The sequence below is a fragment of the Nostoc sp. DSM 114167 genome (genome assembly GCF_052692655.1).
The window spans coordinates 5,092,155-5,108,127 of record NZ_CP195116.1; the positions used below are offsets into that span (position 1 = coordinate 5,092,155).

General features: G+C 42.3%; 13 protein-coding genes, 1 tRNA gene and 1 pseudogene. 9 read left to right on the top strand and 6 right to left on the bottom strand.

What is annotated here, in order from left to right:
* Positions 1-80: 80 nt before the first annotated feature.
* A pseudogene (locus tag NSTC731_RS21660) lies at positions 81-308 on the top strand (type II toxin-antitoxin system HicB family antitoxin); the annotation flags it as partial.
* 113 nt (positions 309-421) lie between these two features.
* On the opposite strand, the gene NSTC731_RS21665 reads toward NSTC731_RS21660, so the two are convergent.
* From NSTC731_RS21665 to NSTC731_RS21685, 5 genes are all read right to left on the bottom strand, one after another.
* Complete coding sequence (locus tag NSTC731_RS21665; protein WP_445626746.1) at positions 422-625, bottom strand: type II toxin-antitoxin system HicB family antitoxin; 204 nt, start codon at positions 623-625, stop codon at positions 422-424.
* An 85-nt stretch (positions 626-710) separates the two neighbouring features.
* On the bottom strand, positions 711-2,600 hold the full coding sequence (locus NSTC731_RS21670; RefSeq protein WP_445626747.1) for a glycoside hydrolase family 15 protein: 1,890 nt from the start codon (positions 2,598-2,600) through the stop codon (positions 711-713).
* A 489-nt stretch (positions 2,601-3,089) separates the two neighbouring features.
* The gene (locus tag NSTC731_RS21675) at positions 3,090-3,332 is read right to left on the bottom strand and encodes a type II toxin-antitoxin system HicA family toxin (RefSeq protein ID WP_445626748.1); all 243 of its coding nucleotides are present in this window, start codon (positions 3,330-3,332) and stop codon (positions 3,090-3,092) included.
* A complete protein-coding gene (locus NSTC731_RS21680) occupies positions 3,329-3,538 on the bottom strand; it encodes a type II toxin-antitoxin system HicB family antitoxin (protein ID WP_322719525.1) in 210 nt (69 codons plus the stop codon). Before NSTC731_RS21680 ends, NSTC731_RS21675 begins: the two co-directional genes overlap by 4 nt.
* Positions 3,539-3,555: 17 nt before the next feature.
* A complete protein-coding gene (locus tag NSTC731_RS21685; RefSeq protein ID WP_445626749.1) occupies positions 3,556-4,917 on the bottom strand; it encodes a GUN4 domain-containing protein in 1,362 nt (453 codons plus the stop codon).
* A 190-nt stretch (positions 4,918-5,107) separates the two neighbouring features.
* On the opposite strand from NSTC731_RS21685, the gene NSTC731_RS21690 reads away from it, so the two are divergent.
* The 4 genes from NSTC731_RS21690 (at position 5,108) to NSTC731_RS21705 (ending at position 9,142) form a co-directional block, all read left to right on the top strand.
* Positions 5,108-5,983, top strand: coding sequence for an MBL fold metallo-hydrolase (locus NSTC731_RS21690; protein WP_445626750.1), 876 nt, complete (start codon positions 5,108-5,110; stop codon positions 5,981-5,983).
* Between the two features lie 682 nt (positions 5,984-6,665).
* Positions 6,666-7,742 (top strand): dihydroxyacetone kinase subunit DhaK, encoded by a 1,077-nt coding sequence (dhaK, locus tag NSTC731_RS21695; protein WP_445626751.1) that lies wholly within the window; start codon positions 6,666-6,668, stop codon positions 7,740-7,742.
* A 48-nt stretch (positions 7,743-7,790) separates the two neighbouring features.
* Positions 7,791-8,429, top strand: coding sequence for a dihydroxyacetone kinase subunit DhaL (dhaL, locus tag NSTC731_RS21700; protein ID WP_445626752.1), 639 nt, complete (start codon positions 7,791-7,793; stop codon positions 8,427-8,429).
* Positions 8,430-8,530: 101 nt separating this feature from the next.
* Entirely contained in the window at positions 8,531-9,142 is a 612-nt protein-coding gene (locus tag NSTC731_RS21705; protein ID WP_445626753.1) for a hypothetical protein, read from the top strand.
* 40 nt (positions 9,143-9,182) lie between these two features.
* On the opposite strand, the gene NSTC731_RS21710 is transcribed toward NSTC731_RS21705, so the two are convergent.
* Positions 9,183-11,477, bottom strand: a complete 2,295-nt coding sequence (locus NSTC731_RS21710) for an IMS domain-containing protein (RefSeq protein ID WP_445626754.1) — start codon at positions 11,475-11,477, stop codon at positions 9,183-9,185.
* A 941-nt stretch (positions 11,478-12,418) separates the two neighbouring features.
* On the opposite strand from NSTC731_RS21710, the gene pdhA reads away from it, so the two are divergent.
* From pdhA to fba, 4 genes are all read left to right on the top strand, one after another.
* Positions 12,419-13,453: a pyruvate dehydrogenase (acetyl-transferring) E1 component subunit alpha gene (gene pdhA / locus NSTC731_RS21715; protein WP_445626755.1), complete on the top strand. Its 1,035-nt coding sequence runs from the start codon at positions 12,419-12,421 to the stop codon at positions 13,451-13,453.
* A gap of 112 nt (positions 13,454-13,565) precedes the next feature.
* Positions 13,566-14,435, top strand: coding sequence for an aldose epimerase family protein (locus tag NSTC731_RS21720; RefSeq protein WP_445632141.1), 870 nt, complete (start codon positions 13,566-13,568; stop codon positions 14,433-14,435).
* Positions 14,436-14,496: 61 nt separating this feature from the next.
* A tRNA-Lys gene (locus tag NSTC731_RS21725) sits at positions 14,497-14,568 on the top strand.
* A 316-nt stretch (positions 14,569-14,884) separates the two neighbouring features.
* Complete coding sequence (fba, locus tag NSTC731_RS21730; RefSeq protein WP_445626756.1) at positions 14,885-15,964, top strand: class II fructose-bisphosphate aldolase; 1,080 nt, start codon at positions 14,885-14,887, stop codon at positions 15,962-15,964.
* The last annotated feature ends 9 nt before the right edge of the window (positions 15,965-15,973 follow it).

Consider the following 15,973-nt stretch of genomic DNA (forward strand, 5'->3'; position numbering starts at 1 on the left):
AAAATATACATAATTAGAGTTTTGCGTATTTGCGATTAAAAATAAAATTTTAGTTATAACCAAATTGATTAAAAAGCTGAATGTTGACAAATTACATTCGTACAGCAATGCACAAAGCAACTTATGAGTTGCTTGAGGATGGAACTTTCTACGGCGAAATTCTAGAATGTCAAGGTGTGTGGGCAAACGCTACAACACTAGAAGCTTGCCGGGAGGATTTGCAAGATACTCTTGAAGGATGGATTGTACTAGGATTGCGTTTGGGTCATACTCTACCAATACTTAATGATGATGAATTAAAGCTGACAATTCCCAATCTACATCAGGGAGACATCAGCCCAAGCTTATTAAATAGAATATTACGTCAAGCTAATATCAGCAGAGATGAATGGGAGACGTTATGAATTATATGCGCGATCGCTCACGATACGATAATCTCTCGTGCGATCGCGCCAGGGGCTAACTCAATTGATTCTGGCTGTAAATACAATTGAATTGCTTCTTTAATATTTTCCAAAGCTTCTTCTTCAGTTTCTCCTGCTGAAGTACAACCAGGTAATTCTGGACACCATACAGCCCCATCGCCTGTTTCTAGGTCTGATTCTTGAATCACGCGCCATTTCATAGCTAATCCTCTGGTTTGTCTTTGAACAGTGACATCTCTTACACTGATCTGAGTACAGGTTCAGTATAGGCTTCTTACATCAAACTCAGGTTTGAATACCACCGCCACCTCTTCTGGCAGCATTTGCTGCATCAATATGCTGAGGCTCAACTGTTCCGGTATTACATGCGTGTGCTAAGGAAACGGCAACGTTAATGACGCCAATGTGCGAAAAGGCTTGAGGAAAGTTACCAAGATGCGCCCCTGTCTCCAAGTCGATTTCTTCTGCAAACAGTCCCAGCGAACTGCTTCGTCCCAACATTTGCTCAAACCAAACACGAGCCTCTGTTGTCCTTTGAGCCAAGATCAGTGCGTCGATCAGCCAGAAGGTACAAAGAACAAAGGATGCCTCTTTACCGCTCACTCCTTCTGGTGCATCCCGGTAACGATAACACAGTCCATTGTCAACTAAATGCTTAATAGTAGCATCAATAGTTGACACCATACGCGGGTCAGTTCCATCAATGAAGCCGACACTAGACATGAGCAAATTCGAGGCATCAAGAGTTTCGTCCTCGTAGGATTGCTTGAACGCACCAAGTTTTTCGCTCCATCCTTTTTCAAACACCTGATTGCGGATTAGTTCGCGCTCCTGTCGCCAACGGCTAGTATCACCAGCTAGCTCAAGCGCTTCAGCCATTTCGATCCCACAGTCTAACGCCACCCACAGCATAACTTTACCGTAAACAAAATGCCGCAACCCCCCACGCACTTCCCAGATGCCGCTATCCGGTTCGCGCCAGTGTTCAGCAGCCCAATCTACTAGTGGGCAAATGTGTTCCCAAATTGCAGTTGGATCGTACTTCCCAATTTTCCAAGCAAAATGTAAGGCACTAAGCACCTCACCATAGACATCAAGCTGAACTTGCCCAGATGCACCATTGCCAATCCGAACTGGCTGCGATTCCCGGTATCCCCGCAAGCGATCTAAGGTTTGCTCAACCACCTGTCCACTTGATGCGATCGGGTAAAGGATTTTGATGCCAGTTCCTTCTATCTTCAGAGTCTGCGCCAGCCAATTAAAGTATTGATACTCATCATCAATGTAACCTGCTAATAGCAATGCATAAAGAGTAAATGATGAGTCGCGAATCCAGGTGAAGCGATAATCCCAGTTCCGCTCTCCACCAATTTCTTCAGGTAACGAGGTTGTAGGTGCAGCCACAATTGCTCCTGAAGGAGCGTAAGTCATCAACTGTAAGGTGAGCGCGCTGCGGACAACTACATCTCGGTACGCTCCTTGATAAGTACACTTATTCGCCCAACGCCGCCAGAAGGCGATCGTTGATGCCAGGGCATCGGTAGGGGCTAGGTTCGGCAGTTGTGCATCCTCCTCAGTCAAAAGCGTGAATACGGCTTGCTCTCCAGCGTGGAGGATAATCTGGCACATAAATGTATTGCTTGTTGTGTCTAGATGCCATTCAACGGGGCCAGTAACTGTGAATGAACCAAACCTGACTTCGTTACCAAATTTGAGTAAATCGGGAATTGTATACCCATAATCAGGGCGAGGAGAGCAAGTGCTAATAATTTCAACTGTTCCTTCGCTAACCTCGACAATTCGGATCAGTCTACCAGGCGCAGGAAGGCGTTGCTGCTGCTCATTATTAGTGATATCCATAAAATCCAGCAGCGAAATTCGTCCTGACTCACACGTAAAAATAGTTTCTAGTACATTAGTTTCGTTCAAGTACTGATGATCGCTTTCCCAAGCAGTGGCTGGCTGAATACTCCAGCTCCCACCACGTTCGAGATCCAAAATCTGAGCAAACAAAGATGGAGAATCGAACCGAGGTAGGCAAAGCCAGTCAATCGAACCACAACTACTGACAAGAGCTGCGGTATGGCAGTTGCCAATCACCCCATAATCTTCTATAGGGAGAAAGGATCGGGTAGGAACTGTTGGGTTGCTATTGGGATCGGATGTAATACTCATTACCGTCTTTAGTTGCTGATAACCTTTTACAAAAATATTATTTGGAGTTACAAATTTTTGACAAACTTTATTCCTTTAAATGTTAATCGTTAAATTACAATCTTGAAAGTTATTTGGCAGAAGTAAATTTTTCCAGTTAATCTATCTAGAGGAATAGGAAAACATATATCTTGGGTTTATCTAATTAGGACGGCAAACACTTTAAAATTTCTAAATTTATTGTCTTTAAGCTAGCCTTCATAGTATTGATATAGGTATGTAAGAGTTTTTATTACCTAAGCAATCAGGCGGGGAATTTGGAGTGTTGCAGTTTCACCACTCTCTATTTTTGACTAGATTTATTTTTAGAGTGTCTACAATCTCAAGCCACTTTTGCTAGCGGCGAATTTGCGATGTCTACGATGGGTTACGCCTACGCGAGTAAAGTTTCGATCGCAAGTGAATTTATTAAACATTAATTACACTTACCTATTTATCTATTTTTAATAGCTATGGAAAAAGCAACGCAAGTAATTCGTCACGAGTGAAACCAGCATGAGCGGCAACATCTATCAGTATGGCGTTAAGAGTACCAATTTTAATCGGGTCATGGGCGGGAACTGTGATATTATGCTCACCATTCTGTTGAGTAGTTAACCGAATGTGGCTACCCTTTTGATGACTGACCTCGTATCCTAAACGAGCAAGAGCATTAACTAATTCTGAACTAGATAAGTCTCGTGGGAGCTTCAAGAAGCTATTACCTCATCACGAACTATGTGTAACCGAATGATTTTTGGACGGTTTTGTTCATTAGGAAAATGACAGTGAACCGCATCACGTATCATTTCGCGTAGTGTTTCTATATCGTCAGCCTGAGTAAAAATTGACTCGGTTAAAGCTCTAGCTGTATAACCACCATCTGGATCATCTTCAACGATAAATACAATTTCAGTCATAGTGAATTTTTCCTTAACTAATAAATTTTACAATTCACAAGCCTTGATGTAAGGGCAGAAAGTCTTTTTCTTCTTTCATCTAATCTCATACTCCACACTGCTCTGGGTAGTTGTCCAGCCGGAGCAGTTAATGTAAATGATAGAAAATCATAAGGCTTCCAATTATTTTTAATCCGCCAACCTAGACACTCTCCAAAATATTTCCAAGTTTGCAAATCTAAGTCAGGTTTTCCCCCAACGCTGTCCCATATTTGCTTCTGGATACTAAAACCAAAGCGCCCATTACTGTATTTTACCCACAAGCGATCAATAGTTAAGAGGCCTTGACAGGGAAACTTTTCGATATCTTGTACTCTGAGATAACCTTCTTTTTCTCGATGAGATATTTTAAGCATAAACTTCCAAGTTTCTCGATCGGCTTCTCGCCATTTACCAGATGCTAGTAACTTTTGCAAAATTGTATAATCTATTCCTACTGCTGAATTTAGATTCTCAGAATTAAGAGCTTGTATAACCTCATCAGCAGATTGATAGCGTTCCTTCACAAAATCCTGAATTAACTTATCTAAAACTTGCCCAAAGTCAGGATTAATACTTTGTGGTAAATATTTTCTCCAAATCCAGCAACCCCTGAGCGCATCATAAAGTTCATCAGAACCATTTGCTTTTGGTAAACATTGGGTTAATAAGCGAATACAAGTTACACCCAAACTATAAAGGTCACTTGCAGGGAAAACTTGACCGCGCATTTGCTCTAGTGGCGTATATCCAGGTGTTCCCACTGTTGTACCAACACCTACAAAAGTTTTTGTAATTTGTTTAGAAACACCAAAATCAATTAATATTAACTTGCCATCTAGACGGCGCATGATATTTTCTGGCTTGATATCTCGATGAATTACACCGCGTTCATGGATAAACTTCAGGATAGGCAATAAATCAGTTAAAATCTGTTTGATCTTTTCTTCGCTAAAAGCTCCCTGCTGCTGCAATTCTTGTAATAAATTCTGCCCTTGAATCAATTCTTGTACCAAATAAAGCCGTTTATCCTGTTCAAAATAAGCAATCAGACAGGGAATTTGTGGGTGTTTTCCTAAGTCATACAGACGCTTCGCTTCTTGCTTAAATAACTCTGTGGCTTTCTCAAGTGCAGCCGTTCCTTCAAATTGAGGGACAAATTGCTTAATTACGCAAGGTTCATCTATCTTATCTGCATCCCTGGCTTCATAAGTTCTGCTAAATCCACCCTCACCCAAAAGCCGTATTACCCGAAAACGGTTTCTAAATAATGGTGTGAGTGTTTTTCCACACTTAATGCAAAACTTATTGTTATCAGGATTAAAAGGATTTGAGCAATTGGAATTAGAACAGTAAAGCATATTTAGGAATATATCAGCAGATAGTGTCTATGTTCAGTTTTCCCAATTTATGCTTACTGGGTTTCACAAGTCTTTATATTTTTGAGCAGATTTATTTCTAGCGGCGTCTACAGTCTCAAGTTACTTTTGCTAGCGTAGTGATATAGAGTTTATCGCTCCCCAGTAAGTGGCTGGAAGCGAAAGGATTAATATGGCTCATTTAAATCAGCGTCGCTCTCAAAATGTCAACGGCGATTTTTATGTAGATACTACCTGTATTGATTGTGATACCTGTCGCTGGATGGCTCCTGAAGTATTTTATGATGTTGACGATCAATCGGCTGTTTATCATCAACCAACCAATGAAGCGGAAAGATTAGCCGCGCTAGAAGCACTTTTAGCTTGTCCTACTAGTTCTATTGGTACTGTTGAGAAACCAAAAGATATCAAAGTTGCTCAAGAAAAGTTTCCTCTATTAGTAGCGGAAAATGTTTACCACTGCGGCTATCATTCGGAAAAATCTTATGGTGCTGCTAGCTATTTAATTCAACTTCCAGAAGGTAACATTTTGGTGGATTCTCCCCGGTTTACACCGCCTTTAGTCAAGCGTTTAGAAGAACTGGGGCCAATTCGTTATATGTACCTCACTCATAAGGATGATGTGGCAGATCATCAAAAGTTTGCCGAGCATTTTCAGTGCGATCGCATCCTTCATGCTGATGATATTACTGCGGATACTCGCAATGTAGAAATACAGCTAACTGGTTCTGAACCATTTACTTTGACACCAGATTTATTAATTATCCCAGTTCCCGGTCACACCAAAGGACACACAGTTTTACTTTATAAAAATCAGTTCCTCTTCACTGGGGATCATCTCGCTTGGTCAGAAAGCTTCCACCAATTGGCTGCATTCCGGAATGCCTGCTGGTATTCTTGGTCAGAACAGACTAAATCGATGCGTAACTTGGCTAATTACTCTTTTGAGTGGGTGCTACCAGGTCATGGACGAAGGTTTCATGCTGATAAAGAAACCATACGCCAGCAGATGCACAAGTGTATCGAGTGGATGGAATCTGTGAATTAACATTAGATAACTCACTTTTCTCACGCGATAGGGAAAAACCTAACCCCCTAACCCCCAACTCGTGGCGGGAAGGGGGAAAATTCAAAGTCTCTCCTTTTAGGCTACGTGCAATAAATTTTCTTGTGGGGCGGGCAAGATGCCCGCCAATTAGGACGGGCTAGAGAGCTTATCCCATAAGAGTTTGCTAATGCACAAATTTAGCCTTGCCACCCCACTAGGGTGCGTTATGGACACGCCGAAATAACAAATGAGTACTCCGAAATAACAAATGAGTACTCCGAAATAGCAAATGAGTACTCCGAAATAACAAATGAGTACTCCGAAATAGCAAATGAGTACTCCGAAATAGCAAATGAGTACTCCGAAATAGCAAATGAGTACTCTGAAATAGCAAATGAGTACTCCGAAATAGCAAATGAGTTCGCCGAAATAGCAAATGAGTTCGCCGAAATAGCAAATGAGTTCGCCGAAATAGCAAATGAGTTCGCCGAAATAGCAAATGCGTTTTAGCTTTGTCAGCCAGCGTAACGCACTGCAAATCTTTGGTGGATGAAGTTTTTTCGAGTGTGTATACCATTGCTCCTTTTAGGAGAGAGATTTAGAGAGAGGTCAGCCTCTATTGCATACAAACCAGCGATCGCTATAACCTGGGTTTTAGCACCCTTTTAACCAAACACGGATTATGAAAAAGCTGATCAACAAGCCAGAAGACTTTGTGCAAGAAAGTCTAGAAGGTATGGCGGCGGCTCATTCCGATTTAATTAAACTGAACTACGATCCGACTTTTGTCTATCGAGCCAATGCACCTATTCCGGGTAAAGTAGCAATTATTTCAGGTGGTGGCAGTGGACATGAACCAATGCACGCTGGCTTCGTGGGCAAAGGAATGCTTGATGCAGCTTGTCCTGGTGAGGTTTTCACTTCACCGACTCCCGACCAAATGCTAGAAGCAGCAAAGCTTGTAGATGGAGGCTCAGGTATCCTTTATATCGTCAAAAATTACAGTGGCGATGTGATGAACTTTGAGATAGCAACAGAGTTAGCCCGTAGTGAGGGCATTCGATCGCTAAATATTTTGATTGATGACGATGTAGCAGTCAAAGATAGTCTCTATACCCAAGGACGGCGAGGTGTAGGAACAACAATACTGGCAGAAAAAATTTGTGGTGCGGCGGCTGAGGCAGGGTATGATTTGCCACAAATAGCAAATTTGTGTCGCCGAGTAAATTTGAATGGGCGGAGTATGGGAATTGCTCTAACATCTTGTACAGTGCCCGCTAATGGAACGCCGACATTTGAATTGAGCGATCGCGAAATTGAATTAGGTATCGGTATTCACGGTGAGCCAGGAACAGAACGTACAGCGCTCAAATCAGTAGATGAGATTACCGAAATTTTAACGCGATCGCTCATTGAAGATGCAGCATACACCCGCACGCTCCGCGAATGGGATGAAGACAAAGGAGAATGGGTAGATGTAGAACTAACAACTCTACCATTTGCCGAAGGCGATCGCCTCTTAGCTTTCGTCAATAGTATGGGTGGAACCCCGATTTCTGAACTGTATATTGTTTACCGCAAACTCGCCCAAATCTGCGAACAGCAAGGATTGCAAATTGTACGAAACTTGATAGGCCCTTACATCACATCTCTAGAAATGCAAGGTTGCTCCATTACCCTGCTGAAATTAGATGACGAGACGATCCGCCTATGGGATGCACCAGTCAAAACACCAAGTTGGCGCTGGGGAATTTCATAATTACGAATTACGTAGCTTGCTTCTCGCCTTTGGCGAGTATTACGAATTATGTTAAGTCAGTCGCAGATACTACAATGGTTGCAGGCTTATGCAACCGTGATAGAGCAGAATAAAGCATATTTGACAGAATTAGATGCTGCGATCGGAGATGCTGACCACGGGATCAATATGGATCGCGGCTTCAAAAAAGTAAGCGCTCAGTTACCAACTCAAAAAGACAAGGACATCAGCAGCATTCTCAAAGCTGTAAGTATGACCTTAATTTCTTCCATTGGCGGTGCTAGTGGCCCTCTTTATGGCACTTGGTTTTTACGAGCCAGTACAGCAGTAGTTGGTAAGCAAGAATTAACAGAACAAGATGTTTTAGGAATACTCCAAGCAGGCTTAGACGGCGTGCTGCAACGTGGTAAAGCGCAACTAGGAGACAAAACGATGGTGGATGTGCTGTCTCCAGCTGTAGCCGCTTTTGGGCAAGCTGTAAAAGAAAGTAAGGGAACGCTGGAAGCTATGCAACAAGCTGTAGCAGCAGCCCACAAAGGGTTGCAGGAAACTATACCAATGCAGGCGAAAAAGGGACGGGCTAGCTACCTGGGGGAACGGAGTATCGGACATCCAGATCCAGGAGGAACTTCTGCTTATTTGCTGTTGAAAAGTTTGTTAGCGGTGTTGGAAAGTTCTGGTGAATAAAAAATTTTCTGAAATTATTATTTTTTTTCAGGATAATGACATTAAGCTATGTGCCTAGAGTATTGACGGCGCATGAAGATGTCCTTGAGAGGTCAGCCAATATGACATCAAGTGAATCAAATGAAATTAATGCGGTTGAAATAGATGGCGTCCGGTTTGAAACTTTAGTACCGGAGCGAATGTTGTGCTTACCAAAAAAAAATCTAGTACAGAAACTTCTGAGTATTTTGGAATTTTTATTACCAATAACGCCAGGATATTTTTCCCCTAAATATTCTGTACAGCTTGGTATACGGATTACTAATAACACCTTAACTCCTCTTATATTTAGCTTTTATTTCACCTTATTTCCAGAACTAGTGAATGCATACGGTCGAATTCCATTCGAGGGTGGTTGGATTAGCCCTTTATCATCTTTAGAATCTGATTACCTTTTGGCCATACCAGGAGAGAGTTTGACATTCTTTCCTGATATCGAAATATTTGGGATTTGGGGTAATCGACTTGGAATTAACATTCCTACTGGAAATGGTGGTACATGGTTTTTTAAACCTCTCAAGCCAGGTAATTATCAGTTCCGATTTATCTATAACAATCAAAATGAAAAGGAAACAACGTACAGTTCTGTGAGTAGAGATATGAACTTAATAGAAGGAATTTGGACGGGTGAAGCATTAACTCCGTTTGTGGAGTTACATTTAGCCCAGCTTTGAAGTAAAGCTTCGTCGCAGATCATCGCCTAAAAATTCAAACTTATCTAATTATCTGATTCACAACAGATGTACTCTGAATACGCCATTTACCTCGTTGTCGAATCAAATCATACCGAACTCGCAATTTATCGTCAGAAGAATTTTTATACTGACCATTTTCATATAACTGCGTCGCTTCCTTCACCGTAGCTACCACTGCGGCACGATCTGCGAATAAATCAATTTTCTCTACAGATTCCACCTTTACGCTATGGTCGTACTTGCGGTAGCGGTTGTCTGACCTAGCCTGTTGAGCAATCAGCCGCCATTGAGACAAAGCTGAACCAGTTAAAATCTGCTCTAAATTATTAATCTCATGATTCGGCCCTAAAGCTTCGGCTTTAGTAGATAGCCAAGTACGAATGATTTCCTCTGCCGCAGTATCTGTTAAAGGGCCATCTAGTCCTTGTGGTGGACTATTTGGAGGAGGAATAGATATTGGTGGTTGATTTATTTGTACAAACAACTGTGAAACAGGTGCAGGTCGTGTCGGAAAAAACAGATTTTTTAACCATCCAAAAGTTGTTGTGGCTAACACCCAAAAAACTAAAATACTCACTAAAGAAATAAACACTCTCCATACCAGCCGTGTTTTTCCTTCAATGGTGTTAGCAAAAGTTCGCCGCCGCCGAGGACGACGAGAATGGGGGCGATTGTCCGGTACACGCTCCCGGATAGCAGATGGAGTAGATTTTCTTCTTTGCCGACGCTTTTGGTTATGAGCAGGTGTAGCATTTTTAGCTGAACCGTTCAAATACTCCTTTGTGCCTCTGCTCGTTCGTTCAGCAGCAGGAACCTCTGATTTTACACTTCCAGATAAATTCCACGTAGGTGGTGAGAAGTTTGAATATTCTGATGTGTCTGGCAAATTTAAGTCAGGTGTTCTGCTGTGGTTAAATTGCGTTGGAGTTTTAGTTGAATTCTTAGGAAAAGGCGAATTATTTGTCTGCGGCTGAGGAAAATTTTGGGGGTTAATTACAGCCCACTCATTAGTTGTTTCTGCATCCGTTGGCAGCGCTTCTAAATAAGCTTGTACCTGTTGGTTAGCAAAGTAATCTTTTAGAAAAGCTTGCTGGTTTGCTAAATCTCGAAAATGGGGAAATACTTCGTGTTGTAACCATTGTTCTGCATATAGACACAGCCCTGGTAACAAATCTGGAGAGTCTTGAGATTTTTCTCTAATAAAAGCTAAAGCTTCGTACTCCTGACTAAGTTCTAAAACCCGAGTTGCTTCTTCAGTTTGTCCCAAAAGTAAAGCACATAACGACTGTTCTAAATGTACGTCTTGGCGTTTGGCCAGACGCATAAGCATTTGCCTTGCTTGACGAATTAAAGCAGGTTGCCGTTGAGCAAATCCCCGCGCTATCAAGGCATAAACAGCTAAGTAAGTGGCAACAGCAGAAGGACGTTTGCTTTGGGCTTCAAATAACTTGTGCTGTTCGGCGACTGTTAAGTGGTTACGTAGCTGCTGGATAAAACGCAGGAAGTCATCTATGTTTAAACCAGAATCATCATTGTTTGTGCCATCAATCCCGCCACGATCTTCTAAGAGATTTTGCAATAATTCCAAACCTTGGCTTCGTTCGGCGGTCTTTTCTTGAGGTAGTGCCAGCAATTCTAAAATTCGATATGGCCGCAATTTGTAAAGATCCGCCTGAATTTCCGCCTGGACACTGGCGAACAACCCTTCGCGTACTAACAGTTCTTGACCAGTTTCTAGGGATATGGCGGCATTTTCATAGTGACCTTGTTGCCACTGTTCGCGACCTAATTCTAGACAAGCAAGGGCAACAGTCAAAACAACATCTGGGTATTCAGCACTTTCGTGTATTTCTTCCTCTGCTAAATTATTACCCTTTCTTGCACTTGTAGCATTATTTTTATTTACCAGATACGGACGACCTAGTTTTAATACAAGTTCGTATTCCCCTAACTCTTGCAAAATTAATAAAGCACCTACTAATTCGTCTTGAGTAATTTCGATACCCAAACTCTGAGTGTCACTACCCCTTTTGGTGCTTTCTGGAGGATTTTCCAGTGCTACCGTGGCAGCAGCAAGGTTATCAGGATCGTAGGCGTGAGCAAGATAGAGATGATCGTAGGTACTGCGTTGTTTTGGATCTGATAAAACCACGTAAGCTTCTTCTATGAGTTGTTTACGAGAAGAAATTGCTGCCTGAGAATACTCGCGTCGCGGCAATTGTACAATGCGATCGCTATATGCCTGCCGCAATTGTTCATCACTTGCCGCCAACGGTAGTCCTAAAATTCGGTAGTAATCTAGCGGAATTCGCACAGCCTACTTCCCCTGCACCGCGATCAACATAATTTACCTAGAGCGTTCCAGGCCGTAAAACCGTGCCATAAAAATGCCGTATAGAATTTACTCTACAAGTGTATATTGCAACAACTTGTTTTGTACCTTCCCGAAATTTTGAGTCACATTTTAGTACTAATTTTTTGCTTTCGCCTAGAAAGCCTCAATTGTTTGTTTTAATTCTTAGTATTTTTGTTTAACACAACTATTATCAGCCTTCGATACCACAAACCACAACTACCGTTTTTAATCGCGGCATAATTGTTGTGGCTGGAAGAATCTATATGATGATTGATTTTTTTGGTACTTTCCTACTAGGCAGTAACAAAAATACCACTATTGAGGGTTTTACCCTGATAACAGGAGACAAAAATCATATCATAATTTACCCTTCATTACAATTACCTATTTCGGTATTATAGATTTTTGCCTGCTTTTTTTTAAATTGTTAATGGATATGCAGAAAGCAGTCTATCTTGATTGCTAGTCTGTGAAGGGGAATATTCAGGAGTGCTGAGTTTTGAGTAAGAAGTAATGAGTAAGACGTAGTACTTGTGAATCTTTTGCTAAGTACTCACTACTCGTAACTGATTTGATGCCTAATCGGTCTAATTTTACTTTTTACTCAGCACGGGCTAAACCTTAGCTATCCGCTAACGCTACTCAGCACTGTTTTGGTGAGGGAGAAAACCGAAAGCGCTAGATATTGCCCTTAGAGTCAAATCCTCACGGGGCATCAGCTGAAAAGTTAAAAATCAAAAATTAAAAATTCAGCTATTCCCTAAGACCCTTTTTTGGTGCATAAATAAAGTTTGATTGTTGAGTCTTACAAACGCTAGCCTGTTAAAAGCTGAGGTGTTATCAGACCAACTTATTTAAGACCGTAACTTTAAGTTGTACAACAGGGATACTCAAAAATAATGGTTCAAGAGCGTACTTTACCCACTTTTAATGCTGCTACTACGCAAATTACAAAAGAAGAAGGGTTACGGTTGTATGAGGATATGGTGTTAGGGCGCTTGTTTGAAGACAAGTGCGCTGAAATGTACTACAGAGGTAAAATGTTTGGTTTTGTCCATTTGTACAACGGTCAAGAAGCTGTTTGCAGTGGTGTTGTGCAGTCAATGCGACCGGGTGAAGATTACGTTTGTAGTACTTACCGCGACCACGTTCATGCTCTCAGTGCAGGCGTACCAGCAAAAGAGGTAATGGCAGAATTATTTGGTAAAGCCACAGGTTGCAGCAAAGGGCGCGGTGGTTCCATGCACATGTTTTCTGCTCAACATCGCTTGTTGGGTGGCTATGCTTTTGTGGCTGAGGGAATTCCTGTAGCAGCTGGGGCGGCTTTTCAAACCAAATACCGCCGCGAAGTGCTGGGAGATAAAAACGCTGACCAAGTGACAGCTTGCTTTTTTGGCGACGGTGCAGCTAATAACGGTCAGTTTTTCGAGACACTAAATATGGCAGCCCTATGGAAACTGCCAATTATTTTCGTAGTCGAAAATAATAAGTGGGCCATTGGGATGTCTCACGAACGCGCTACTTCCCAGCCAGAGATTTATAAAAAAGCCAGCGTATTTAACATGGTGGGCGTAGAAGTAGATGGGATGGATGTACTAGCAGTTCGAGCCGTTGCTCAAGAAGCTGTAGCCCGTGCCCGTGCAGGTGAAGGCCCAACATTAATTGAGGCGCTTACCTACCGCTTCCGGGGTCACTCCTTGGCAGACCCAGATGAAATGCGAAGCAAAGCGGAGAAAGAATTTTGGTTCGCCCGCGACCCAATTAAGAAGTTGGCAGCTTATTTGCTAGAGCAAAACCTAGCGGATGAGGGAGAAATTAAAGCAATCGATCGTAAAATTCAGGATGTAATCGACGAAGCCGTTAAGTTCGCCGAAAGCAGCCCCGAACCAGACCCCAGCGAGTTATATCGTTTCGTGTTTGCAGAAGACGAATAAATTTTAGGGAATAGGGCATGGGGCATGGAGGTAAGGGTGACAAAGAGAATAACCAATGCCCAATCCCCAATGCCCAATTCCCAATCCCCAATCCCCAATTAGGACTAAATTTGTGTTTACCATTGCACTTCAACAGCAACAATACAAAACCTACATCCTTTCAGATGAAAATGGTGGTTCTCAACTGGAAGTTGTTCCAGAACGTGGTGGTATCATCACTCGCTGGCGTATACAGGGGCAAGAAATTTTCTATTTAGATACTGAACGCTTTGCTAATCCTGATTTGAGTGTCAGAGGTGGGAATCCTATTTTGTTCCCCATCTGCGGCAATATACCTGATAATACTTATACTCATAATGGTCAGCAATATACTTTGAAACAACACGGCTTTGCGCGTGACTTGCCGTGGGAAGTAACTGACCAAGTAACTGAAGATAAAGCTAGCCTCACCCTCGTCCTCAACAGCAACGAGAAAACACGGGCTGTTTATCCTTTTGACTTTCAAGTGCAGTTCACTTACGAACTCCAAGGTAATACCTTAGAAATTCGGCAACAGTATAAAAATCTTTCATCCACATCACTGCCCTTTTCTACAGGTTTCCATCCTTATTTTCTGACAAATGATAAAGCTGCCCTAAAGTTTGAAATTCCTTCCCAACAGTATCAAGACCAGATAAGCAAGGAAATTCACCCCTTTGATGGTAATTTTGACTTTAACCGCGATGAAATTGACGTTGCCTTTAAGCAGCTAACCAGTCAATCAGCCGCAGTCATAGACAACAACCGCAAGTTAAAACTAACTCTGGATTACGGGAATAAATATCCGATTTTGGTGTTTTGGACGCTCAAAGGCAAAGATTTCTACTGCCTTGAACCGTGGAGCGCTCCCCGTAACTCCCTGAACACTGGTGAAAACCTGACTGTATTAGAACCAGGAAGCAACTATACGGCATCTGTAAGGTTTACGGCAAATTTTTTCTAAACCTATTTACAAATCTATAGATGTCTATGCTATGATGGGAAAGTTGCGAAATGCAAAGAAAGGGTCGCTAACTCAACGGTAGAGTACTCGGCTTTTAACCGATTAGTTCCGGGTTCGAATCCCGGGCGACCCATATAAAAGTTTATTAAACGATGTAAAGAAGCCTTAATAATTGGACAAAGAAGCATTTGGGATAATAAGCTACCAGAGCCACTAATTCTAGGGTAGCTAAATGTACAGCAATACAGAGCAACTATAGGACATAGTACAGCAGTAGAAAGCAAGTATAGAACATATTGATAATAACTATGGCGTAAACTTTTTCAACATAGATACACCACACTAGTTATAATTTCCTATAAGTAAGTTGAAAAAACTCTTAAGATTTAGCGTAATGATTACGCTTCTCTCAGACCGACTAGCTGACAACCACATTAGGAGGACTATCTATGGCGCTTGTACCACTGCGGCTGCTGTTGGATCACGCAGCTGAAAACGGTTACGGCATCCCAGCTTTCAACGTTAACAATTTGGAGCAGATTCAGGCGATCCTGAAGGCTGCTGTCGAGACAGATAGCCCCGTAATTTTACAAGCTTCACGCGGCGCTCGTAATTATGCAGGAGAAAACTTCCTCCGCCACCTGATTTTGGCTGCGGTAGAAACCTATCCTCACATTCCCATTGTCATGCACCAAGATCATGGTAATGCGCCTGCTACCTGCTACTCAGCGATTAAGAACAACTTCACTAGTGTGATGATGGATGGTTCTTTAGAAGCTGATGCGAAAACTCCTGCTAGCTTCGAGTACAACGTTAGTGTTACCCGCGAAGTTGTAAATGTAGCTCATGCTTTAGGTGTCAGCGTTGAAGGTGAACTTGGTTGTTTGGGTTCTCTAGAAACTGGTGCTGGTGAAGCTGAAGATGGTCACGGGTTTGAAGGTACACTCGACCACTCCCAATTGCTAACCGACCCCGATGAAGCTGTTGACTTCGTAGAAGCAACTCAAGTAGATGCTTTGGCTGTTGCCATTGGCACAAGCCACGGTGCTTACAAGTTTACTCGCAAGCCGACTGGTGAAATTTTGGCTATCAGCCGCATTGAAGAAATTCACCGCCGTCTGCCTAACACCCACTTGGTAATGCACGGTTCTTCTTCTGTACCTGAAGATTTGCTTGCATTGATTAACGAGTATGGTGGTGCAATTCCTGAAACCTACGGTGTACCTGTAGAAGAAATCCAAAAAGGCATCAAGAGTGGTGTACGTAAAGTAAACATCGACACCGACAACCGTTTGGCTATTACTGCTGCTGTACGTGAAGCTTTGGCTAAAAAACCAGAGGAGTTTGACCCCCGTCACTTCCTCAAGCCTTCTATTACATACATGCAGAAGGTTTGTGCTGAACGCTATCAACAATTTGGTACAGCCGGCAATGCAAGCAAGATTAAGCAAATTTCTTTAGAAGATTTTGCTGCTAAGTATGCTAAAGGTGAACTTAACGTTGTTACCAAGTCAGCTGCTAAAGTTTAATTTTGACAG

Bases quoted from the DNA above. Each gene is read 5' to 3' on its own strand.
- NSTC731_RS21665 (WP_445626746.1), bottom strand. From the start codon at position 625: ATGAAATGGCGCGTGATTCAAGAATCAGACCTAGAAACAGGCGATGGG.
- NSTC731_RS21670 (WP_445626747.1), bottom strand. From the start codon at position 2,600: ATGAGTATTACATCCGATCCCAATAGCAACCCAACAGTTCCTACCCGA.
- NSTC731_RS21705 (WP_445626753.1), top strand. From the start codon at position 8,531: ATGACATCAAGTGAATCAAATGAAATTAATGCGGTTGAAATAGATGGC.
- NSTC731_RS21685 (WP_445626749.1), bottom strand. From the start codon at position 4,917: ATGCTTTACTGTTCTAATTCCAATTGCTCAAATCCTTTTAATCCTGAT.
- NSTC731_RS21690 (WP_445626750.1), top strand. From the start codon at position 5,108: ATGGCTCATTTAAATCAGCGTCGCTCTCAAAATGTCAACGGCGATTTT.
- dhaL (WP_445626752.1), top strand. From the start codon at position 7,791: ATGTTAAGTCAGTCGCAGATACTACAATGGTTGCAGGCTTATGCAACC.
- dhaK (WP_445626751.1), top strand. From the start codon at position 6,666: ATGAAAAAGCTGATCAACAAGCCAGAAGACTTTGTGCAAGAAAGTCTA.
- NSTC731_RS21680 (WP_322719525.1), bottom strand. From the start codon at position 3,538: ATGACTGAAATTGTATTTATCGTTGAAGATGATCCAGATGGTGGTTAT.
- pdhA (WP_445626755.1), top strand. From the start codon at position 12,419: ATGGTTCAAGAGCGTACTTTACCCACTTTTAATGCTGCTACTACGCAA.
- fba (WP_445626756.1), top strand. From the start codon at position 14,885: ATGGCGCTTGTACCACTGCGGCTGCTGTTGGATCACGCAGCTGAAAAC.